The following is a 22,695-nucleotide window of genomic DNA, read 5'->3' on the forward strand; positions in this document are numbered from 1 at the left end:
CCCCGGACGGCGGCGGCGCGGCCACCGCCGCGGCGCCGCAGGCCGCCGAGGACGGCCGCGATCGCCCGCAGCCGACCGGCGGCAGCGGCGGCGGCACTTCCGGCGACTCGCAGCAGGACACCCGGCAGAGCCCTAAGCCGCAGCGGTCCGCGCCGCCCGGGTCGCCGGGCGGCGGGGCGGGGAGCCTGCCCGCGATCATGCGTTCGGTCGAGGACGAGGTGAAACAGGCCGGCGGCGAACTGGAGGTCGTCCCCGGCGAAAGCGCCGCCGCCGGCGACGGCGCGTTGCGGCGCTACCTCGTCGAGGTCGAGCAGGATCTGCCCGGCAAGGCCGCCGACTTTGCCGACGCCGTCGAGCAGATCCTCGGCGACCGGCGGAGCTGGCGCGGTGCGCAGGGCCTGTCGATGCAGCGCGTGGACGAGGAACCCGTGGACTTCCGGGTCGCCCTGGCCGCACCCGAAACCGTCGACCGGCTGTGCGCGCCGTTGAAGACCATGGGCCGGGTCTCCTGCACCACCGGCGGCCGGGCGGTCATCAACCAGAACCGGTGGGTCTCGGGCGTGCCGCACTTCGGCGGCGACCTGCGCACCTACCGGATCTATGTCGTCAACCACGAGGTCGGCCACGCGCTGGGCCGCGGCCACGTCTCCTGCCCCGGCAAGGGAGAACCGGCACCGGTCATGCAGCAGCAGACCTTCGGCCTGCAGGGCTGCGAGCCCAACGGGTGGGTGCAGAACTGATCGGCCGCTCCCCCGGCGCGCGGGTGCGGGCACCGGGCGGCGCGTTCAGTTCTGCGGGTAGCCCTGGCGCAGCAGGCCGTAGGCCATCGCGTCCTTCAGGGCGATCCAGGAGGCGTCGATGACGTTCTCGCCGACCCCCACCGTGGTCCACTCGCCGCGGCCGTCGCTGAAGGTGACCAGGATGCGGGTGACGGCGCCGGTGCCCGAGTTCCCCTCAAGGATGCGGACCTTGTAGTCGGTCAGCTCCAGCCCGGCCAGCGCGGTGTAGACACCCTCCATGGCGCTGCGCAGCGCCCGGTCGAGCGCGTTGACCGGGCCGTTGCCCTCGGCCGTGGCGATCACCCGCTCGCCTTTGACCTGCAGTTTGACGGTGGCCTCGCTGACCGCGTCAACGGCGCCGTCCGCGGCACCGCCGCCGGGGGTGCGCCGCTCGGAGATCACCCGCCAGGACTCGGTCTCGAAGTAGCTCACCGGGCGGTCCAGCTCTTCGCGCAGCAGCAGGTCCAGTGAGGCGTCGGCCGCCTCGAAGCTGTAGCCGCTCAGCTCCAGGCTCTTGACCCGGTCGACGACGCGGCCCACCAGCTCGCGGTCGTTGGACAGGTCGAAGCCCAGTTCCTTGGCCTTCAGCTCGATGGAGGCGCGGCCGGCCATGTCCGACACCAGCATCCGCATGCCGCCGCCGACCAGTGCCGGATCGATGTGCTGGTACAGGTCGGGGTCGACCTTGATCGCCGAGGCGTGCAGCCCGGCCTTGTGCGCAAAGGCCGACACGCCGACGTAGGGCTGGTGGGTGGCGGGCGCGATGTTCACGATCTCGGCGATGGCCTGGGAGACACGGGTCATCCGGGCCAGGCAGTTCTCCGGGAGCACGTCGCGGCCCTGTTTGAGGACCAGGGCACCGACCACCGAGAACAGGTTGGCGTTGCCGACCCGTTCGCCGTAGCCGTTGGCGGTGCACTGGACGTGGGTGGCTCCGGCGCCGACGGCCGCGAGCGTGTTGGCGACGGCGCATTCGCCGTCGTCCTGGGCGTGGATGCCCAGCCGCGCGCCGGTGGCCGCGGCGACCTCGGTGACGATGCGGGTGATGTCGGCCGGCAGCATCCCGCCGTTGGTGTCGCAGAGCACGACGACGTCGGCTCCGGCTTCGGCCGCGGTGCGCACGACACTGGTGGCGTAGTCGGGGTCGTGGCCGTAGCCGTCGAAGAAGTGCTCGCAGTCGAGGAACACGCGCTGCCCGTTTTCGCGCAGGTGGGCGACCGTGTCGGCGATCATCGCCAGGTTCTCCGCGCCGGTGGTGCGCAGGGCCCGTTCGACGTGCCGGCCGTCACTCTTGGCCACCAGAGTGACGACCGGCGCCCCCGATTCGCGCAACGCGGCGACCTGGGGATCGTCGGCCGCCCGCACTCCCGCCCGGCGGGTCGCGCCGAACGCGGAAAGTTGCGCATGCTCCAGCGCGAGCTCTTGTGAAGCGCGCTGGAAGAACTCGGTGTCCTTGGGGTTCGCCCCGGGCCAGCCGCCTTCGATGAAACGCACGCCGAACTCGTCGAGCAGCTTGGCGATGGCGAGCTTGTCGGCAACGGTCAGGTTGATGCCCTCACGCTGGGCGCCGTCGCGCAGCGTGGTGTCGAAGACGTGGAAACTGTCGTCAGGCATGGGCGGACTCCCCGGTGTGGATGCGGTCTTGGTGGCGGCCCTCGCCGGCAAATAAAAAAGACCCCTCGTGGACACGAGAGGTCAGCGCGCTGGCGAGGTCCGGTTCAGCCAGCGCGCCTCGCGATAATGATCACCTGAGACGGCACGTTTTCAGTGTGCCATAAGATCGCAGCGAAGTTCAGCCATCTGACACAGCCATCTCGTTTAATGAGACGGTGTGCGTGCTGGCATGCCGCTGCCCTGGGAAAACGCGAAATCGGCCGAGTAGGGCAAACCATCCCTCAGCCGGGCGGCGGCCCAACCGGGCCGGTTGCCCGATGCGCCTGCCACCTGGCGGCCAGGCGGCGGGCCTGGTGGCCTGCCCGCCTTGCCCGGCGCCGCGCAGGGCAAGGCGAGCAGGCGGGCAGGCGGGCAGGCCGGCGCCGCAGCGCCGGGAACCCGAAGAGCCGGCCGGATCAGCCGAACGTGTGCACCCAGCCGTGGGTGTCGGGGCGGGTGCCGTACTGCAGGGCGACCAGTTCCTCGCGCAGCCCCATCGTGACCGGGCCGGCGTCGCCGTCGCCGATGGTGAACTCGCCGGTGCTGCCCTTGACGTGCCCGACCGGGGTGATCACCGCGGCGGTGCCGCACGCGAAAACCTCGGTGAGTTCGCCGGATTGGGCCGCGCGGCGCCATTCGTCGGTTGAGACGGCGCCTTCCTCAGTGGCAAATCCGAGTTCGGGGCCCAGGGTCAGCAGGGAGTCGCGCGTGATGCCGGGCAGGAGCGTGCCGGTGAGCGCCGGGGTGAGCAATCTCGCCTCGTCGCCCGAGCCGAAGACGAAGAACAGGTTCATCCCGCCCATCTCCTCGACCCAGCGGTGCTCCTTGGCATCGAGCCAGACCACCTGGTCGCACCCCTGCTCGACCGCCTGGGTCTGGGCGACGAAGCTGGATGCGTAGTTGCCGGCGAACTTGGCCTCGCCGGTGCCGCCGGGCGCCGCGCGCGTGTAGTCCTCGCTCAGCCACACCGTCACCGGCTTGATGCCGCCGGAGAAGTAGGGCCCCGATGGCGAGGCGATGACCACGAACCGGTAGCTGCGCGAGGGGTGGTTGACCCCGAGTCCGACGTCGGTCGCGAACATGAACGGCCGCAGGTACAGGCTGCTGTTGGGCTGGGTGGGGATCCACTCGGAGTCGTGCTGGAGCAGGGTCTCGATGGCGCCGAGGAACAGTTCCTCGGGCAGTTCGGGCATTGCCATGCGGCGGGCGCTGCGGTTGAGCCGCGCTGCGTTGGCACCGGGCCGGAAACACGCAACCTCGCCGGCCGGGTGCCGGTAGGCCTTCAGGCCCTCGAATATCTCCTGGGCATAGTGCAGGGCCGCCGTGGCCGGATCCAGCGTAAGCGGCCCGTAAGGCTCCAGCCGGGCGTCGTGCCAGCCTTTGCCCTCGGTGTAGTCGATGCTGACCATGTGGTCGGTGAACACGGTGCCGAACCCGGGATTGTCCAGCAGTTGCGCACGCTCCTGCGGGGTCTTCCGCTGAGCCGAGAGCTGGACGTCGAACGTCAACCCGCTTGTGGTGGTGCTGCTGTTCATAGGTGGTCAGGTCCTCTCCGTACAGCGGGGCGGCAGCAATGCCGCCCCGGATTCCAGTGTGACGGAAACGACGCGCCCGCGGCCATACCGCGCCATAGGCCGCGCACCGGCCGCGTTCACCGCGAAACAGTGCGGCGTGAGCGGTGGTAGGGGTGGTGGCGGTGGTGGTGGCGGTGCCGGCGGGCGGTAGAACGCACAGCGGGCGCGCCGTGAACCGGCGCGCCCGCTGCAACGTGGACGAGCGCATGTCCGTCCGCCTCAGCCGCGCCGATCCGCAATCAGCAGGGCCGAGGCGCCGCGCGCTCAGCCCTGCACGGCTACTCGCTCGGCGATGTCGTCGCCGATGGCGGATGTGGAGCGGTCGTCGCCCCCGTTCTTGGCCCGGGCCTGGAGGTCTTCGGCCACGGCCTGCTCGACCTTGCGCGCCGCGGTGCCCAGACCGAGGTGGTCGAGCATGATAGCCGCCGACAGCACGGTGGCGGTGGGGTCGGACTTGCCCTGCCCGGCGATGTCGGGCGCCGAACCGTGCACGGGCTCGAACATGCTCGGGAAGTCGTTCTCGGGGTTGATGTTGCCGCTGGCGGCCAGCCCGATGCCGCCGGCCACCGCTGCGCCGAGGTCGGTGATGATGTCACCGAAGAGGTTGTCGGTGACCACGACGTCGAAGCGCTGGGGCTGGGTCACAAAGAACATGGTGGCCGCGTCGACGTGGGAGTAGTCGACGGCGACCTCGGGGTATTCGGCGCCGACCTCGCGCACCACGCGCTGCCACAGCTCGCCGGCGAAGGTCAACACGTTGTCCTTGTGCACCAGGGTGAGCTTCTTGCGCGGCCGCTCGGCGGCCTTGGCGAACGCGAACCGCACCACGCGCTCCACGCCGAAGCGGGTGTTGACGCTGTCCTGCGTGGCGATCTCGCCGGGCGTGCCCTTGCGCAGCACCCCGCCCATTCCGGCGTAGGGGCCTTCGGTCCCCTCGCGGACGACGAGCATGTCCATGTCCTCGGGCTGCACCCCGGCCAGCGGCGTGGTCACGCCCGGGTACAGGCGCACCGGGCGCAGGTTGACGTAGTGCGAGAAGGCGAAGCGCAGCCGCAGCAGCAGGCCGCGCTCAAGCACGCCGCTGGGCACGCTGGGGTCGCCCACCGCGCCGAGCAGGATGGCCTCGTGGCCGCGCAGCTCCGCCTCGACCGAGTCGGGCAGCGTCTCGCCGGTGGCGTGCCACCGGCGGGCGCCGAGTTCGTACTCGGTGGTGTCGAAGGCGATCCCGGGCTCCGCCGCAGCGGAGAGGACCTTGAGTCCTTCGGCGACCACCTCGGGGCCGATCCCGTCGCCGGGGATGACGGCCAACTTCACGGTGCGCGCAGCCATTAGCAGCCCAGCCTCTACTCTGCTCTAGGTCGTGGACCGGTCTCAACCGAGGGCGGTACCGGAAATGTCCGCGCGCGGACCCGGCATCTCTCACATGGTGAGACCAGAAAAACGGTCAGTGAGACAAGACTAGCGCCCCGCCGGGCCCCCGTTGTCGCGGCGGTCCAGTGCGACCTGGACCGCTTGGACGGCCTCGGCCGTTTCGGCGGCCTCGGCGCCGGCGGGTGCGGGCGTGGTGTCGTACATGTCGTACATGGCGGTCCTCCAATGGCGGTGGCCGGCGCTGCGGCGGAACCGCCGGGAGCGCTCGGATCCTCGGATGCCGGGGTACCTGCTTGCTGCCGGGTACCGGGTACTGCGGTATTGGCGTACTAGGGCGCTGCGGCGCCGGCGGGGTGCGGCGATCGTGCCGCTGGTGCCGCAAGGCGGCGAGCCGCGCAGCTGCCGCGCCACGCGGGCAGCGCAGGCCGTGCGGCTAATGCGGTACCGGCCCGGATCGGGCGGGTGCGCGGCGGTGTGCACGCCGGGCGAGCAAAGGCGGGCAGGCGTGCGCGGAGTTCCCGGGCGGAGGTGGTGCCAAGGGCCGCGGCCCCCGGTGTGCCGGGCGGGCCGCAGGAAGGAGTCGGCAGCGGCAAATGCTGCACTGCGGTCAACTCTTAGGACGACAGACTATCGGACGTCCGACTATCCCGCCAGCCGCCCGCAGCCTCCACCCGGCACACCGACCGCAACCCCGAAAAGCCGCTGAGGGCCGTCCGCACGGATGCGGACGGCCCTCAGCGCGGTATCGCGGCAGTGCGGCACCCCTCTATTCGGGCAGGGGCGGCCGCCGCCGCTGGGAAAGGTGTCAGTCCTCCAGGTCGACCTGGCGGGACTGCGACGCGTTGATCTCGGCGGAGATCGACTCCAGGGTGGCGTCGGGAATCGCGGAGTCGACGGTCAGCGTGATCAGCGCCGTGCCGCCCTCGGTGTCCCGGCTGACCTGCATGCCGGCGATATTGATCTGCGCCTCGCCGAGCAGGGCGCCGACCTTGCCCACGATGCCGGGGCGGTCGTTGTAGGACAGGAACGCCATGTGCGCGCTGACCGGGATCTCCATGGTGTAGCGGTTGATCTCGACCAGCTTCTCGTGGTGGCGCGGGCCCGACAGCGTGCCCGATACCGACACCCGCTGGCCGTCGGGCATCAGCCCGCGCACGGTGATCAGGTTGCGCCAGTCGGAGTGGTCCTCGCTGGTGACCAGGTTCACCTCGACGCCGCGCTCCTTGGCCAGCAGCGGCGCGTTGACGAAGGTCACGGCTTCTTCGACCACGTCGCCGAAGACACCCTTGAGCGCGGCCAGTTCCAGCACCTTGACGTCGTGGGCGGCGATCTCGCCGCGGACCTCGATGTCGATGCGGTCGGCGACGCCTTGGGCCAGCGACGTGAAGATGCGGCCCAGCTTCTCGGTCAGCGGCAGGCCCGGCTTGAGCTCCTCGGCCACCGCGCCGCCCTGCACGTTGACGGCGTCGGGAACGAACTCGCCCGACAGCGCCAGTTTCACCGACCGCGCGACCTGGGTGCCGGCCTTCTCCTGGGCCTCCTCGGTGCTGGCGCCCAGGTGGGGAGCCACGACCACGCTCTCGAACTCGAACAGCGGGCTGTCGGTGCAGGGCTCGGAGGCCCACACGTCGATGCCCGCCCCGGCCACGCGCCCGTCCTTGACGGCCCGGTAGAGCGCGTCCTCGTTCAGGATGCCGCCGCGCGCGGCGTTGATGACGCGCACGCTCGGCTTGACCTTGGACAGCGCCTCGTCGCCGATGAGGCCGATGGTGTCCTTGTTCTTGGGCAGGTGGATGGTGATGTAGTCGCTGCGCTCCAGCAGTTCGTCGAGGGTGACCATCTCGACGCCGATCTGGGCGGCGCGCGTGGGCTGCACGAACGGGTCGTAGGCGATGATGTGCGTGCCGAACGCCGCGAGCCGCTGTGCGACCAGCGCGCCGATCCGGCCGAGCCCCACAATGCCCACCGTCTTGTCGTAGACCTCCACGCCCGTGTACTTGGAGCGCTTCCACTCGCCGTTGATCAGGGCGTTGTGGGCGGGTGCGGTGTTGCGGGAGGTCGCCAGGAGCAGGTTGATGGCCTGCTCGGCGGCGCTGATGATGTTGGAGGTGGGAGCGTTGACGACGAGGACGCCGGCCTTCGTCGACGCGTCGACGTCGACGTTGTCCAGCCCCACCCCGGCACGTGCCACGACCTTGAGCCGCGGGGCGGCGGCCAGTGCTTCGGCGTCGACCTTGGTCGCGCTGCGGACGATCAGGGCGTCGACGTCGGCGAGCGCCGGCAGCAGCTCGGAACGGTCGGCGCCGTTGGCGTGGCGGACATCGAAGTCGCCTTCCAGCAGCGCAAGACCGGCTGGGGAGAGTTCTTCCGCGACGAGAACGGAGGGCTTAGGCACAGCTTGCTTCCTTATTCGGGTTGCGGCGTGGCCGCGCGATCGCGGCTGGTCCTTTCCCACATCGGTGGGGCTCGTTCGGATGTGACGGCCTCGAAAAGTCTAGTGCGCGAGTGGGATTCGAAGTCGGAAAGGGTCCCGTAACGCGGAATCCAAGCGCTCTGACCAGGAACGATACAAAGGCGAGGGCGGCCGCGGGGCCATCCGGGGCGGTCACGGCCCCGGATGGCCCGGACCCGGCTGGACGGCCGGCCGCTCAGCCCGGTCGGCCCGGCCGGTTCGCCCGGTGCGCCGCAAACGGATGCGCGCACCCGCCCGCCGGCCCGGCGGGTGGGTGCGCGCTCATGGTTCACGCTCGGGTTCAGCCCTGCAGCCAGCTCATCAGCGGGCGGAGTTCGGCGCCCACCTTCTCGATGGGCTCGCCCTGCTCGGCCTCGCGGCGCTTGAGGAAGTTGGGCCGGCCGGCGTCGAACTCGGCCACCATCTCGCGGGCGTAGGTGCCGTCCTGGATCTCGGCGAGCACGCGGCGCATCTCCTCGCGGGTCTGCTCGGTGACGATGCGCGGGCCGCGGGTGTAGCCGCCGTACTCGGCGTTGTCGGAGACCGACCAGTTCATCTTGGAGATGCCGCCCTCGTACATGAGGTCGACGATGAGCTTGACCTCGTGCAGGCACTCGAAGTAGGCGACCTCGGGCTGGTAACCGGCCTCGGTGAGCGTGGTGAACCCGGCCTTGATCAGCTCGGACAGGCCGCCGCAGAGAACGGTCTGCTCGCCGAAGAGGTCGGTCTCGGTCTCTTCGGTGAAGGTGGTCTTGAGCGCGCCGGCGCGGGTGCCGCCGATGCCCTTGGCGTAGGAGAGCGCGAGGTCCCAGGCCGAACCCGAGGCGTCCTGCTCGACGGCGACCAGCACCGGCACTCCGCGGCCCTCTTCGAACTGGCGGCGCACCAGGTGGCCGGGGCCCTTGGGCGCGATCATCGCGACGTCGACGTTGGCCGGCGGCTGGATGAGGCCGTAGCGGATGCTGAAGCCGTGGCCGAAGACCAGCGTGTCGCCGTCGTCGAGGTTGGGGGCGATCTCGTCGTTGTAGAGGTCGCGGTGGATGTGGTCGGGGACCAGGATGACGATGAGGTCGGCTTCGCGGGCGGCCTCGGCGGGGGTGACCACGCGCAGCCCGGCCTCTTCGGCCTTCTGGCGGCTCTTGGAGCCCTCGGCGAGGCCGATGCGCACGTCCACGCCGGAGTCGCGCAGCGACAGCGCGTGCGCGTGCCCCTGGCTGCCGTAACCGATCACGGCTACCGTGCGCCCCTGGATGATGTTGAGGTCCGCGGCGTCGTCGTAGTACATCTCTGCTGCCACTTCGGCCTACTCCTTGCGTGTGTGGGTGTCTGTGTCACTGCACGTGTCGTTGCGTGCGGGGCAGGCGCCGCTGCGGGAGCCGCGCGGCGCCTGCGGAACCTCTCTCCGGCGCACGGCGCCTTGTGGGCGCCGACCGTGCCGGAGGCTCACGCGCTGCGCTCTACCGCGCGCAGTGAGCGGTCGGTGATGGACCGGGGGCCGCGGCCCAGTGCGACCAGGCCCGATTTCACCAGTTCCTTGATGCCGAACGGTTCAAGGTTGCGCACCAGCGCATCCAGTTTCTCGGGTTTGCCGGTGGCCTCGATCACCACGACGTCGGGCCCGACGTCGACGATGTTGGCGCGGAACAGCTCCGCCGTCTGGATGACGGCGGCGCGGCTCGCGGCGTCGGCTTTGACCTTGGCCAGCAGGAGCTCCCTGCGGACCGAGGCGTCGTTGTCCATTTCGACGATCTTGATGACGTTCACGAGCTTGTTGAGCTGCTTGGTCACCTGCTCCAAGGGGTGGCGGTCGCAGTTGACCACGATCGTCATGCGGGACAGGCCCTCGTACTCGGTGGTGCTGACGCTGAGCGAGTTGATGTTGAACCCGCGCCGCGAGAACAGCGCCGATGTCCGGGCGAGGATGCCGGGGGTGTCTTCCACGAGGACGGAAAGGGTGTGCTGGGTCATTGTGACGTCTTCGCCTTCCTGCGCCTGGCCGCTGGTCCTCTAGTCCTCGTTGTCCCAGTCCGGCGCCATGTCGCGCGCGTACTGGATGTGGTCGTTGCTGATACCGGGGCCGACCATGGGCCAGACCATCGCGTCGGGGTTGACGGAGAAGTCCACGACCACCGGGGCGTCATCGATGGCCATCGCCTTTTCGATGGTGGCGTCGATGTCCTCGGCTCGTTCGCAGCGCAGCCCAACACAACCGTACGCCTCCGCCAGGCGCACGAAGTCGGGAACGCGGACCTTCTCGTCGCGCGGCGCCGTTTGCAGGTCGGTGTTGGAGTAGCGGCCGTCGTAGTAGAGGGTCTGCCACTGGCGGACCATGCCGAGGTTGCCGTTGTTGATGACGGCCACCTTGATCGGGATGCCCTCGATGGCGGCGGTGGCCAGCTCCTGGTTGGTCATCTGGAAGCAGCCGTCGCCGTCGATGGCCCACACGGTGCGGTCGGGGTCGCCCATCTTGGCGCCCACGGCGGCCGGCACGGAGAATCCCATGGTGCCCAGGCCGCCGGAGTTGATGAAGGATCCGGGCTTCTCGTAGCCGATGAACTGAGCGGCCCACATCTGGTGCTGGCCGACACCGGCGACGTAGGCGGCGTCGGGGCCGACGAGCTCGCCCAGGCGCTGGATGACCTTCTGCGGCGACAGGGAGCCGTCGTCGGCGTCGTCGTAGCCCAGCGGGTAGACCTCGCGCAGCCGGTCGAGCTGGGCCCACCAGGAGGTGTAGTCGCCCTGGCGGCCGGCCGCCTGGTCGTTGCGCACCGCCACGACCAGGTCGGCGAGGACCTCGCGGCAGTCGCCGACGATCGGGACGTCGGCGTGGCGGTTCTTGGAGATCTCGGCGGGGTCGATGTCGGCGTGCACGATTTTGGCGTCCGGGGCAAAGGAGTCGAGCTTGCCGGTGACCCGGTCGTCGAAGCGGGCGCCCAGGGCCACGATCAGGTCGGCCTGCTGCAGCGAGCCCACGGCCGCGACGGTCCCGTGCATGCCGGGCATGCCGAGGTTCTGCGGGTGGCTGTCGGGGAAGATGCCGCGCGCCATGAGCGTGGTGGTCACCGGCACGCCGGTCAGCTCGGCCAGCACGCGCAGCTCCTGGGCGGCGCCGGAGCGCAGCACGCCGCCGCCCGCGTAGAGGACGGGGCGCCGGGCCTCGGCGATCATCCGCGCGGCCTCGCGCACCTGTTTGCCGTGCGGTTTGGTGACGGGGCGGTAGCCGGGCATGTCGAGCCGCTGCGGCCAGGAGAAGGCGGTGGATGTCTGCAGCGCGTCCTTGGCGATGTCGACGAGCACCGGGCCGGGGCGCCCCGTCGAGGCGATGTGGAAGGCCTCGGCGATGGTGCGGGGGATGTCCTCGGCGCGTTTGACCAGGTAGTTGTGTTTGGTGATGGGCATCGTGATGCCGCAGATGTCGGCTTCTTGGAATCCGTCGGTGCCGATGAGGGGGGTCGCGACCTGGCCGGTGATGGCGACGAGCGGCACCGAGTCCATGTGTGCGTCGGCAAGCGGCGTTACGAGGTTGGTGGCACCGGGCCCGCTGGTGACGATGCACACGCCCGGGCGCCCGGTGGCGTAGGCGTAACCCTCGGCCGCATGGCCGGCGCCCTGCTCGTGGCGCATCAGGATGTGCCGCACGTTGGCCGAGTCGTAGAGGGGATCGTAGGCGGGAAGGATCGCCCCGCCGGGGAGCCCGAAAACCACGTCGACACCGGCATGCTCCAGTGACCTGATGAGCGCTTGGGCTCCGGTCATGTGCTCGGTCATCACAAAGTTCCTTCGGAGAGGGCTCGTCATCGGATGTGCTTGAGCAACAAAAAACCCCCCACCGCGAAGCGGTTGGAGGGAGCGCGCAGCGAGTGGCCTGGTCAGCTGGCTGCGCGCCGACCAAGTACGAGGATCAGGAAGTTGCTCTGCACATCCATAACGATGGACGAGCGGGTGTCCGCCCGTCAACTGAAACGCAATTCTGTCTCACCATTTGAGAAAAAAAGTTCAGCATGCGACTGCCGCGTGGACCGCCGCGGCGGCCGCAAGGTGCGGTGGCCACCCCGGCCGGGCCGGCGCGGGGCCGGCCGCGCAAGCCGTTACAGCGGGATGCCGGCCTCGCCGCCGACAAGGGCCTCGACCCCTTCGGCGGCCATGGGCCGGGCCACCAGGAACCCCTGGCCGTGGCCGCAGCCCATCGAGCGCAGCTGTTCGAGCTGCTCGCCGCGCTCGATGCCTTCGGCCACCACTTGGACGCCCAGATCCTGGCCGAGCCGGATGATGGTGTGGGTCAGCAGCGTGACGGTGCCGTCGGTCCCCAGATCGCGGATGAACGACGGGTCGATCTTGATGGTGTCGACCCGGAGTTCGCGCAGGTGCGCCAGCGACGCATAGCCCATACCGAAGTCGTCGATGGCCAGGCGCACGCCCAGCCGCCGGAGTTGGGCCAGGCGTTCCACGGCCTCGCCCTGGTCCTCCAGCAGGACCTCCTCGTCGACCTCCATGGTCAGCACTTCGGCCGAAAGGCCGCTATCGGCCAGGGCCCCGGCAACGGACTCGACAAAGCGCGGCGCAAGGATCTGCTTTACGGACAGGTTCACCGAAAGCGCGATGTCCCAATCCGAGGCCCGCCAGATCGCGACCTTCTCGCAGGCTTCGCGCAGGATCCACTCCCCCAGCGGCACGATCAGGCCCGACTCCTCGGCAGGGCCGATGAAGCCCTCGGGCAGCACCCGGTCGTCGCCGTGCTGCCAGCGCACCAGCGCCTCGACCGCGGTGACCTGGGAGCTTTCCAAGTCGACCACCGGCTGGTACTCCAGCACGAACTCGCCGTTGGCCAGCGCCTGGCGCAGCTCGGTCTGCAGCTCCAGGCGTCCCACCACCTGGGCGTGCATGTGCGCGGCGTAGATCTCCAGCCTGCCGCCGCCGGCGGCCTCCTTGGCCCGGGCCATCGCCATGTCGGCGTTGCGCAGCAGCTCGCCGCTCTCCATACCGGACTCGGCAAAGGCCAACCCGGCGCTGGCCGAAAGCACGACCTCGCGGTCGGCCACCTGGAAGGGTTCGGCGCTGATCACCCGCACCAGCCGTTCGGCCAGGTCGACCACCTGCTGGGCGTGGGCGCTGTACTCGATCAGCACGGCGAACTCGTCGCCGCCCCAGCGAGCCAGGGTGATGCCGGAGTCGGTGGTGCCGCGCAGCCGCCGGCCCGCCTGCGCCAGCAGGTAGTCGCCGAAGGTGTGCCCGGCGGAGTCGTTGACCGCGGTGAACCCGTCGAGGTCCAGGAAGATCGCGGCGACCTCGCCCTGCGCACCGGCACGTTCGCGCCGCACCAGTACCTCGCGCGCCCGTTCCTCCAGGTAGGCCCGGTTGGGCAGACCGGTGATGCCGTCGTGGAAGGTCAGGTGGTTGACCTGGTCCTCCAGCGCCACCTGGGCGCTGATGTCGCGGGTGGTGACCAGCAGCCGGTCGGGTTCGGAGGGCTGCTCGTACAGCGAAGCGGTGGACTCGGTGTGGCGCCAGGTGCCGTCGCCGGCACGTACCCGCAGCCGCAGGTGGATGCCTTCGCCGCCCTCGCGGGTGAACGACTCCATGGCGGCGGGCACCCGCGGCAGGTCCTCGGGGTGCACGATCGCGGTGATCGGCTCGCTCAGCAGGTCGTCGAGGCGGTACCCGAACGCCTCGGCCGCGCCCGGGCTGACGTAGAAGATCCGGCCGTCGAAGTCCAGGATGAGGATGACGTCGCCGCTGTTTTTGGCGAGCTCGTGGAAGTGCTGTTCGCGGGTGTGCACCATCCGCGACAGGGTGGCGTTCTCCTCCAGCAGCCCGCTCATCCGCACCAGCAGTACGAGCACCGCCGAGCCCGCCGCCAGCGGCAGCACCGGCGCCAGGCCGTCGACCTGCAGCGCGCCGATGGTCAGCACGATCGCGGCGACGAACAGCGCGCCGAAGGCCGCGATCTCGGGAGCGAACCGGTAGAGCCCCCGCCCGGTGATCCTGCGCGGCCGGGTGGCCGCCCGGTCGCGGATCAGCCACGGCAGGCTGCCCAGCAGGGCGAAACCGAGGAACCGCACCGGGTACTCGATGCCGCCCGCGGGCAGCACCCCGGTCAACCGCGTGACCGCGCCGATGAGATCGGCACCGCAGATGATGACGAAGGCCCCGACGGCCAGCAGCACACCGCGGCGCGTGCTGTGCGGCGAGGTGAACACCAGCGGCGCCAGCAGGCACAGCACCACGATGTCGGCCACCGGGTAGACAAGGGCAAAGGCGAGGAACTCCCCACCGTCGCCGAGTTCGCTGTAGAGCGGCGCGAACAGCAGCAGCCACACGACCGCGAACAGCGCGGCGGCGCACACGTAACTGTCGGTCATATGCCGGATCACCGGCCGGAACCCGCGCGGAAGCGGAGCGAACCGGGTGAATCCAAGTACGAACAGCGGCAGGGCCACCAGCGAGAACAGGTCGCCGAAACTCAAGCTAACCGCTGCGTTGGTGCTGAGCAGCCCGGTGACGGCATAGACCAGCGCCCCGCTGCTCCAGGCCAGCGCTGCGAATCCGAGCAGGCGCAGCGCGTCGGCGCCATCGGCGCCGTCGGCGTTGGCGTCGCTGTCGGCGGCGGAGGCGGCCCTGCGGCGCGCGGCGTAGAGCAGCGACCCGGCCGCGGCGGCCGCGGCCACGGCGGGCGGCCAGGAGCCCAGCCAGGCGGTCAGCGAGACTTCGCCGACACCGACGAGCGAGCCCAGCGCGTAGATGAGCGCGAAGGCGACGATGGCTCCCAGCCAGATACGTGAATCGGCCTTCATCGCCGCGCTCCCAGGCGTGCGCTGAAGGCCGCGAGGGCGGCGGATCCCACCGCTGCGACCGTGGTCATCACTGGTTGGGCGCTTCGGCTGCGGCGCAGCGGCCGCGGCGAAGGCACCCGCCTCCTTCCGGAATGCGTGCCCCGTGCGATTCGTGCGGGCCGGTGCGGCCCATCGGGGCGGAGCTGGGGGATGGTCGGGGGATGTGTGCGGCGCGCCCCCACCGCGCCACCCCCGCCGGGCGGTCGTATGCCCGCTGCCGAGGATCGGCGCCGCGGCCGCGGGCGGCCTGTGCTGCGGCGCCGTCGGCACCGTTGGCGCGGATGGCCCGGCGGGCGGGGTATCCGGTCGTCGGCGCGTCTGGCGGAGCGGTCAACGAAGGGGTCCTCCTCCCGCACGGCCGACGCGACGGCCGCATCCGCCCCGTAAGGCGCGGCCTCGGCGCCGATACCGGCACCTGCGGACGCTTCCCGGGGCCTCGGCGATGGGTAGGCCCGCCGGCAGGGTCCTGGGTCCCGCGGCACCCGCCGGCCGATCCGGAGAGCGAATGGGGTACGCCGCCGGAGGACCGAGCCGCGCGGGTGCATGTCTGTCGGTTTCCCGCCCGATCAGGCTAGTCACCCAAGGTCACGCTGAGATAGAGATGCAGCAGAGAGACGGCGACGACATGGTCACCGTATGTGATTACGCCTACTCATGCCCGCTGTTCGAGCGCACACCCACCGGACCGTGCGTGTGCAACGCCTCCCCCGCTGCGGGCGCGCCGCAGCGTTGCCGGTCCGCGGGCAACCGCTGCCGACCGCCGGTACACAGGGTAGCGGGCGCGTGGCGGACCAGCCCCGCCCGGCCGTGCGGGACGGGCGCCGCCCGCGCACCCGCCCCGCACGGCCGACGGGGCGGGTGTGCCGGCCGCGCCGCTCGGTGCGCGGCGGCGAGCGGCAGGCGGCCGGTGACCGGCGGCGGGTACTACTGGGCGCCCAGGCGCTGCAGGATCAGTTCGCGTGCGCGGCCGGCGTCGGCCTGGCCGCGGGTGGCCTTCATCACCGCGCCGACGAGTGCGCCCGCTGCGGCCACCTTGCCGCCCCGGACCTTCTCGGCGGCGTCGGGGTTGTCGGCGATGGCCTGGTCCACGGCCCCGCCCAGCGCCGAGTCGTCGCTGACGACCTTCAGGCCGCGCGCCTCGACAACTTCGTCGGGTCCGCCCTCGCCGGCCAGCACGCCCTCGACGACCTGGCGGGCGAGCTTGTTGGTGAGCGTGCCTTCGGCCACCAGCGCCGCCACCCGGGCGACCTGCTCGGGCGTGATGGCCAGCGCGGCCAACTCAACGTCGGATTCGGTCGCCCGGCGCGAAAGCTCGTTGAGCCACCACTTGCGGGCATCGGCGGCCGAGGCCCCGGCTTCGACCGTGGCGGCGACGAGTTCGATCGCCTCGGCGTTGACCAGGTCGCGCAGCTCTTCGTCGGACAGGTCCCATTCGGCCTTGACGCGCGCGCGCTTGGCCGCGGGCAGTTCGGGCAGCCCCCCGCGCAGCTCCTCGATCCACTCCGCGCCGGGCGCCACCGGCACGAGGTCGGGGTCGGGGAAGTAGCGGTAGTCCTGGGCCTCTTCCTTGCTGCGGCCCGGAACGGAGGATCCGGTGTTCTCCTGGAAGTGGCGGGTCTCCTGGACCACGCGCAGCCCGGCGTTGAGCACGCCGGCCTGGCGCTCGATCTCCGAGCGCACGGCGCGCTCGACCGAGCGCAGCGAGTTCACGTTCTTGGTCTCACTGCGGTTGCCCCACTCCTGGGCGCCGTGCGGCATCAGGGAGACGTTGACGTCGCAGCGCAGCGACCCCTCTTCCATCCGCACGTCGGAGATTCCCAGCGAGCGGACCAGGTCGCGCAGCTCGGTGGCATAGGCGCGGGCCACCTGCGGCGCCAGTTCGCCGGTGTGCTCGACCGGCCGGGTGACGATCTCCAGCAGCGGGATGCCGGCGCGGTTGTAGTCGACGATGGAGTACTCGGCGCCGTGGATGCGTCCGGTGGTGCCGCCCATGTGGGCGGTCTTGCCGGTGTCCTCCTCCATGTGCACGCGCTCGATCCCGACGCGGAACTCGCGCGGGCCGTCGGGCGTGTCGACGGTGACGTCGAGGTAGCCGTCGGAGCACAGCGGCTCGTCGTACTGGGAGATCTGGTAGTTCTTCGGCATGTCGGGGTAGTAGTAGTTCTTGCGCGCGAAGCGCGACCACGGGGCCACCGAGCAGTTCAGCGCGAGCCCGAGCCGGATCGCGCTCTCGACCGCCGTGCCGTTGACCACCGGCAGCGAACCCGGCAGCGCCAGGCACACCGGGCACACCTGGGTGTTGGGTTCGGCGCCGAATGCCGTGGCGCAGGAGCAGAACATCTTCGAGGCCGTGCCGAGCTCGACATGGGTCTCAAGCCCGAGCACCGGCTCGTAGGAGCGCATGGCGTCGTCGAAGGCCACGGGGGCCGGACTGTCACCGCTCGTGGCAGAGGTACTCGTTACCGCGCCAACCATCGCCGCACAACCTGTTTCCGTATCCGAAGGGGCCCCGCACCGGGCGGGATGGCCCCGAACTCGTCCAGCATCACCGAGGTTCCGCAGTGCGGAACCGACAGGGTGCGCCGCTTCCCGCGGTCAGCAGGTCGCGGGCCACTTCCGCCAGCCTACCGATGAGCGCGGAGCAGCCGGGACACCCGCCACCGCCGGGCAGGTGCCGGCGAACGGGCGATACCGGCGGCCGGCGGGCGCAAGCGCAGCACGTGCGGGCGCTGCGGGCACTGCCGGGCCGCCGACGGACGGACGCTGCCGCGCGGGCCGCGAGCGGGCCGCCGCAACCGGCCGCCGGGGCGTGCCCGCGGCCCCGGCACCACCGCCTTGGGCGGGGGCCGTTACGCGGCAGACCCGGTATGTCACAGCATGCACACGATTCGACGTCGGGTCGTGGCACACCCCAGGCTGCAGCGGCACTCCAGCGTTAATCTGTGGCTTGATTCGAGCAGGTCGACCGGCAGGCGCGTCCTTGTCCTTTTCGGCCCGTGCCCGCCCCGGTTCCGCACCGGCCCGCACTTCGGGGAGGGAGCGTCCGCATGTCCGGATTCCTGCGCCGGTTCATCGCCGCTGCCGGTGCCGCGATCGCGCTGGCGGCCGGTGCATCCGCGCCTGCCGCGGCCGCCGACCTGTCGCGGATCGCACCCGAACCCGAACGCGGGGCCACCATCCACCTGGCGGGCGGCGGCGCCGCCGAGACCTCCCTGTACCGGCTCACGGTCTCGCAGGGCGCTGCGGTGCACGCCTACTGCGCCGACATCAGCGCCGATGTCAACCGCGAGGCCGCCTACACCGAGACCTCGTGGGCGACCGGCGCGGCGCCGCAGGCACACGCCGGGGCCCCGGCCGCGCTGAACTGGATCACCGCCCACTCCTTCCCGCAGGTCGACCTGGAACGGTTGCGCCGGGTCAGCGGGGCCGGCGGGCTGACCCGGGCGCAGGCGATCGCCGCCACCCAGGCCGCGGTCTGGCACCACACCAACGGCGTGGAACTGGACCGGACCGCGCGCCGCGGCGGCGGCAACGCTCCGGCGACCCGCAAGCTCTACACCTACCTGCTGGCCGGCGCCCGGCAGGGAACGGGCGCCGAACCCGGGGCCGCGCTGGCGCTGGATCCGCGGCGCATCGAGGGCGCCGACCCCGCTGCGCCCATCGGACCGCTGACCGTGCGCACCACCTCGGCCGAGCCGGTGGGGGTGTGGGTGCGCGGCGCCGCGCAAGGGCGGCTCACCGACGCGGACGGCACCGAGGTCGAGCGGGTCGGCGACGGTGAGGAGTTCTTCCTGCGGCTGCCGCCCGAAACCCCGGCGGGCGTTGCCACGGTCCACGCCCGGGCCGCCTCCGCCCCGGTGCGGCCGGGCCGGCTGTTCGCGGGCAAGAACGGGGTGCAGACCCAGCCGCTGGTGGTGGCCGATGGCACGCTTGCCGCGGCCACCGCCGAGGTCAAGGTCGACTGGGTGCGCGAGGAAGCGCCGGAGCCTTCGGCGGCGGCCGAGCAGCGTCCCGCCCCGTCCGAACCGGGATCCAACGGCGGCGGGTCCGGCGGTGCCCCAACGCAGACTCCCGCGCCGCCGGCCGGCGCCGGCACTGCGGCCGGGGGCTCGCCGAGCGCCTCTGCCGAAGGGGTCGTCGTCGCCGACGACCGCCGCCCTGAGGACCACCTGGCGCAGACCGGAACCTGGTTGGGGACCATCCTTATTGCGGGAGTTGTGTTGCTCACGGTCGGCGCCGTACTGCTGTACCTGGCCAGGCGCCGCGGCTCTCCGTGACGGCACGGCGTCGCTTCGGAACCCCGCCCGGATGACACCGTGACCGGTTTCGGCCACTTCTATGCGTTTCTTTCCCTGGTCAGCGGCGCGCAGCTATTTTTCGCCGTGGGATGGCCGGAAGGTCCGGTCGACCGGCCGGACTGCAGTTACGCGGATGCCGCCACCCCCGCAACCGCAGGCGTCCCAGAGGTTGCGAATAATGGACAGTACAGAACAGATTTCTACTAATTTGGCGAACCAGGTTGGAAGCCCGGAAATGGGTCGCTAGTATCTGGCGGTGCGGTAGTCGAGAAATCGCCGTCGCGGCCCCCCGCTACCGTCCTCGGCGATCGATGTACACGCCCCCAGGGCGGCTGATCGACCATCGGCCGAGCACCGCATCACCCGACGGCGTCCGTGGGCGCCCTGCCCCTCGGCCGATCGCTGTTCTGCTGTTCGCATCCCCAGCTGGGAAAACAGCACTGTCCGGTTTCCCCTAATCTCACCGGGACACGATTTGAGCATAACGAGTCACCCCCTGTCAGCTGCGCGCCGCACCAGTGCGGCCACCAAGTTCGCGGCCACCGCCGCGGCCGCCACCCTCGCCTTCGGCCTCACGGCCGCGCCCGCCGCCGCTGAAGGCATCGGCGGCAAGTACGTCGGCAACGCCGAGGGCGGCCACAACGTCAACATCGGTGGCGAAAAGGTCGGCACGAACCTCTTCAAGCTCAAGCTCGACGACGGCACGGTCCTCAAGACCTACTGCATCGACTTCGAGACCGACATCCGCAGCGGTGCCGCGTACGAAGAGGACGCCTGGGAGAACTACCCCGGCAAGGGCGACTTCGCCGAGCCGGCCAAGGTCCACTGGGTGCTGCAGAACAGCTTCCCGACCGTGGATGTCGCCGCGCTCGCCGAACAGAGCGGCGCCGCAGGGCTGGACCAGCGCGACGCCGTTGCCGGCACCCAGGCCGCCATCTGGCACTTCAGCAACGACGTCGACCTGGGCGGGCAGAACGACGCCGAGGTCAAGAAGCTCTACGACTACCTCGTCGCAAACGCCGAAGAGGAGCCGCAGACCACCGAGCCCGACATCTCGCTGAGCATCAGCCCGGCCTCCGCCGAGGGCAAGGCGGGCGAGACCGTCGGCAAGTTCACCCTTGAGACCAGCGCCCAGAGCGTGCCGGTGAAGCTGTCCGGCCCCGAGGGCGTCAAGCTCGTGAACCCCGAAAACGGCGAAGAGATCACCGGCGAGCTCGCCAACGGCGCCAAGTTCGGCGTGGCGGTCCCCGAGGACGCCGCCGCCGGCCGGGCCGGCGTCTCCGCATCGATCTCCACCGAGCTGCACATGGGCCGCCTGTTCAAGGGCCTCGACGGCAAGAAGGCCACCCAGACCCTCATCACCGCCGAGTCCGGCAAGGTCTCCGCCGACGCCGGTGTGCAGGTCAGCTGGTCCGAGGGCAGCAAGCCCAGCCCGTCGCCCTCGCCGAGCGAGACCCCGGAAGAGACCCCCGAGGAAAGCCCGTCCCCGTCTCCCAGCGAGACCCCGGACACCAAGCCCACCCCGAGCGAGAGCCCCTCGGCTCCCCCCGCCGCCTCCGATGAGGACGACGAGGGCCTGCCGGTCACCGGTGCCGCCCTGGGCGGCCTGGTCGCCGCAGCGGTCGCCGCACTGGCCGCCGGCGGAGCGGTGATGTACCTCAGCCGCAAGCGCCGCAGCTCCTCCTCGGTGAGCTAGTCCGCCGAGGACCCGCCCCGGGCAACGGGGCCGGATAGCGCACTGCGCCCGTCGCCGCGAACCAGCGGCGGCGGGCGCTGTGCATGCAGGGGCGCCTGCACCGGGCCCGGTGCGCCGCAACGGCCCGCAGTCCAACAGCAGGGGGCGCCCGGTTCCCATCGGGATCCGGACGCCCCCTTGCCGTGCAGGCGGTGCTGCCCGCCGCCGATACGCCGCGCTACACGGCGAAGGCGCTGCCTGCCAGCAGCGGGCCGCCGTCGCGCTCGCTGACCGCGGCCTCGACCGCGGCACCGACCCGGTAGGTGCGGTCGTCGGCCAGCGCCGGAGCCATGATCTGCAGACCCACCGGCAGGCCGTCCTCGGGCGAGAGGCCGCACGGCACCGACAGGGCCGCGTTGCCGGCCATGTTGGACGGGATCGTGCACAGGTCGGCCAGGTACATCGCCATCGGGTCGCCGGTGCGCTCGCCGATGGAGAAGGCCGTCGTGGGGGTCGTGGGCGACACCAGTACGTCGACGTTCTCGAACGCGGCGTCGAAGTCGCGCTTGATCAGCGTGCGCACCTGCTGGGCCGACCCGTAGTAGGCGTCGTAGTAGCCGCTGGACAGCGCGTAGGTGCCCAGGATGATGCGCCGCTTGACCTCGGGGCCGAACCCTTCGGCGCGGGTCAGCGACATGACCTCCTCGGCGCCGCGGGTACCGTCGTCGCCCACCCGCAGCCCGTAGCGCATCGCGTCGAAGCGGGCCAGGTTGGACGAGCACTCGCTGGGCGCGATCAGGTAGTAGGCGGCCAGCGCCGCGTCGAAGCTGGGGCAGGAGACCTCGACCACCTTGGCGCCCAGCGACTCCAGCAGCTCCACCGACTCCTGGAAGCGCTGCCGGACACCGGGCTGGTAGCCCTCGCCGCCGAGCTCCTTGACCACGCCGATGCGCATCCCGGCGACATCGCCGCGGCGGGCGGCCTCGACCACCGGCGGCACCGGGGCGTCGACCGACGTGGAGTCGCGCGGGTCGTGTCCGGAAAAGGACTCGTGCAGCAGCGCGGCATCCAGCACGTTGCGCGCGATGGGCCCCGGAGTGTCCAGCGACGAAGCGAAGGCGATCAGCCCGTAGCGCGAGGAGCCGCCGTAGGTGGGCTTGGCGCCGACCAGGCCGCACACCGCCGCCGGCTGGCGGATGGAGCCGCCGGTGTCGGTGCCGGTGGCAAAGGGCGCCTCGAACGCCGCCACCGCCGCCGAGGACCCGCCGGAGGACCCGCCGGGGATCCGGGCGAGGTCCCACGGGTTGCGGGTTGGGCCGAAGGCGGAGTTCTCCGTGGAGGACCCCATGGCGAACTCGTCCATGTTGGTCTTGCCCAGGATCACCATGCCGGCGCTGCGCAGCCGCTCGGTGACCGTGGCGTCGTAGGGCGGCCGCCAGTCGGCGAGCATCTTGGACGCCGCTGTGGTGGGCATGTCGACCGTGCTGAAGACGTCCTTGTGCGCCACCGGGACACCGGCCAGCGGACCGGCGGCGTCGCCCGAGGCGATGCGCTCGTCAACGGCGCGGGCCTGCTCCAGGGCGGTCTCGCGGTCGACGTGCAGGTAGGCGTGCACCTCGCCGTCGACTTCGGCGCTGCGGTCGAGGTAGGCGCCGGTGGCCTCGACCGAGGTGGTCTCCTGGGCGCGGATGGCGGCGCCGAGCTCGGCGGCGCTCATCCGCAGCAGGTCGGTGGCGCTCACTGCTCCTCCCCCAGGATCTGCGGGACGCGGAAGCGCTGGTCCTCGACCGCGGGCGCGCCCGCCAGCGCCTGGTCGGGGGACAGGCCGGGCTGCGCCTCGTCGGGGCGGTAAACGTTGGTCAGCGGCAGGGCGTGCGAGGTCGGCGGGATGTCTCCCTGGGCGACCTCCTGCACTTTGGCCACAGCCGAGATGATTTCGTCGAGCTGGGCGGCGAGCTGGTCCAGCTCGTCATCGTGCAGCGCCAGCCGCGACAACCGGGCGAGGTGCGCGACCTCATCGCGGGTGATGGCGGACATGTAGGCAAACCGTTTCTTCGGCGGAA

15 protein-coding genes are annotated in these 22,695 nt (G+C 71.1%); 3 read left to right on the top strand and 12 right to left on the bottom strand.

Going from position 1 to position 22,695, the window contains the following annotated elements; translation table 11 throughout:
• On the top strand, window positions 1-740 hold a 740-nt coding region (locus ACYVD5_RS11225; RefSeq protein WP_461000920.1), incomplete at its 5' end, for a DUF3152 domain-containing protein.
• A gap of 45 nt (window positions 741-785) precedes the next feature.
• On the opposite strand, the gene cimA is transcribed toward ACYVD5_RS11225, so the two are convergent.
• The 10 genes from cimA to gatB all read right to left on the bottom strand — a co-directional run bounded on the left by cimA (window position 786) and on the right by gatB (window position 17,134).
• Window positions 786-2,393, bottom strand: a complete 1,608-nt coding sequence (gene cimA, locus ACYVD5_RS11230) for a citramalate synthase (protein ID WP_461000921.1) — start codon at window positions 2,391-2,393, stop codon at window positions 786-788.
• Window positions 2,394-2,848: 455 nt separating this feature from the next.
• Complete coding sequence (locus ACYVD5_RS11235; RefSeq protein ID WP_461000922.1) at window positions 2,849-3,967, bottom strand: branched-chain amino acid aminotransferase; 1,119 nt, start codon at window positions 3,965-3,967, stop codon at window positions 2,849-2,851.
• Window positions 3,968-4,270: 303 nt separating this feature from the next.
• Window positions 4,271-5,335: a 3-isopropylmalate dehydrogenase gene (locus ACYVD5_RS11240; protein ID WP_461000923.1), complete on the bottom strand. Its 1,065-nt coding sequence runs from the start codon at window positions 5,333-5,335 to the stop codon at window positions 4,271-4,273.
• Between the two features lie 129 nt (window positions 5,336-5,464).
• A complete protein-coding gene (locus tag ACYVD5_RS11245) occupies window positions 5,465-5,590 on the bottom strand; it encodes a hypothetical protein (RefSeq protein ID WP_461000924.1) in 126 nt (41 codons plus the stop codon).
• A gap of 592 nt (window positions 5,591-6,182) precedes the next feature.
• Window positions 6,183-7,772: a phosphoglycerate dehydrogenase gene (serA, locus tag ACYVD5_RS11250; RefSeq protein ID WP_461000925.1), complete on the bottom strand. Its 1,590-nt coding sequence runs from the start codon at window positions 7,770-7,772 to the stop codon at window positions 6,183-6,185.
• A gap of 358 nt (window positions 7,773-8,130) precedes the next feature.
• Window positions 8,131-9,126, bottom strand: a complete 996-nt coding sequence (gene ilvC, locus ACYVD5_RS11255) for a ketol-acid reductoisomerase (protein ID WP_461000926.1) — start codon at window positions 9,124-9,126, stop codon at window positions 8,131-8,133.
• A gap of 146 nt (window positions 9,127-9,272) precedes the next feature.
• Window positions 9,273-9,797 (bottom strand): acetolactate synthase small subunit, encoded by a 525-nt coding sequence (ilvN, locus tag ACYVD5_RS11260; protein WP_461000927.1) that lies wholly within the window; start codon window positions 9,795-9,797, stop codon window positions 9,273-9,275.
• A 39-nt stretch (window positions 9,798-9,836) separates the two neighbouring features.
• The gene (locus ACYVD5_RS11265) at window positions 9,837-11,627 is read right to left on the bottom strand and encodes an acetolactate synthase large subunit (RefSeq protein ID WP_461000928.1); all 1,791 of its coding nucleotides are present in this window, start codon (window positions 11,625-11,627) and stop codon (window positions 9,837-9,839) included.
• A 290-nt stretch (window positions 11,628-11,917) separates the two neighbouring features.
• Window positions 11,918-14,620 (bottom strand): putative bifunctional diguanylate cyclase/phosphodiesterase, encoded by a 2,703-nt coding sequence (locus tag ACYVD5_RS11270; RefSeq protein WP_461000929.1) that lies wholly within the window; start codon window positions 14,618-14,620, stop codon window positions 11,918-11,920.
• Window positions 14,621-15,583: 963 nt separating this feature from the next.
• Window positions 15,584-17,134: an Asp-tRNA(Asn)/Glu-tRNA(Gln) amidotransferase subunit GatB gene (gatB, locus tag ACYVD5_RS11275; protein ID WP_461000930.1), complete on the bottom strand. Its 1,551-nt coding sequence runs from the start codon at window positions 17,132-17,134 to the stop codon at window positions 15,584-15,586.
• 572 nt (window positions 17,135-17,706) lie between these two features.
• On the opposite strand from gatB, the gene ACYVD5_RS11280 reads away from it, so the two are divergent.
• Window positions 17,707-18,936 (top strand): thioester domain-containing protein, encoded by a 1,230-nt coding sequence (locus ACYVD5_RS11280; protein WP_461000931.1) that lies wholly within the window; start codon window positions 17,707-17,709, stop codon window positions 18,934-18,936.
• Between the two features lie 496 nt (window positions 18,937-19,432).
• Window positions 19,433-20,653 (top strand): thioester domain-containing protein, encoded by a 1,221-nt coding sequence (locus ACYVD5_RS11285; RefSeq protein WP_461000932.1) that lies wholly within the window; start codon window positions 19,433-19,435, stop codon window positions 20,651-20,653.
• A gap of 217 nt (window positions 20,654-20,870) precedes the next feature.
• Here ACYVD5_RS11285 and gatA read toward each other — a convergent pair whose 3' ends face one another.
• Entirely contained in the window at window positions 20,871-22,349 is a 1,479-nt protein-coding gene (gene gatA, locus ACYVD5_RS11290; protein ID WP_461000941.1) for an Asp-tRNA(Asn)/Glu-tRNA(Gln) amidotransferase subunit GatA, read from the bottom strand.
• Window positions 22,350-22,369: 20 nt separating this feature from the next.
• Window positions 22,370-22,669 carry an Asp-tRNA(Asn)/Glu-tRNA(Gln) amidotransferase subunit GatC gene (gatC, locus tag ACYVD5_RS11295; protein ID WP_461000933.1) on the bottom strand — a complete coding sequence of 100 codons (300 nt, stop codon included), beginning with the start codon at window positions 22,667-22,669 and terminating at the stop codon, window positions 22,370-22,372.
• Window positions 22,670-22,695: the final 26 nt, after the last annotated feature.

This window comes from Streptomonospora sediminis (assembly GCF_054778995.1).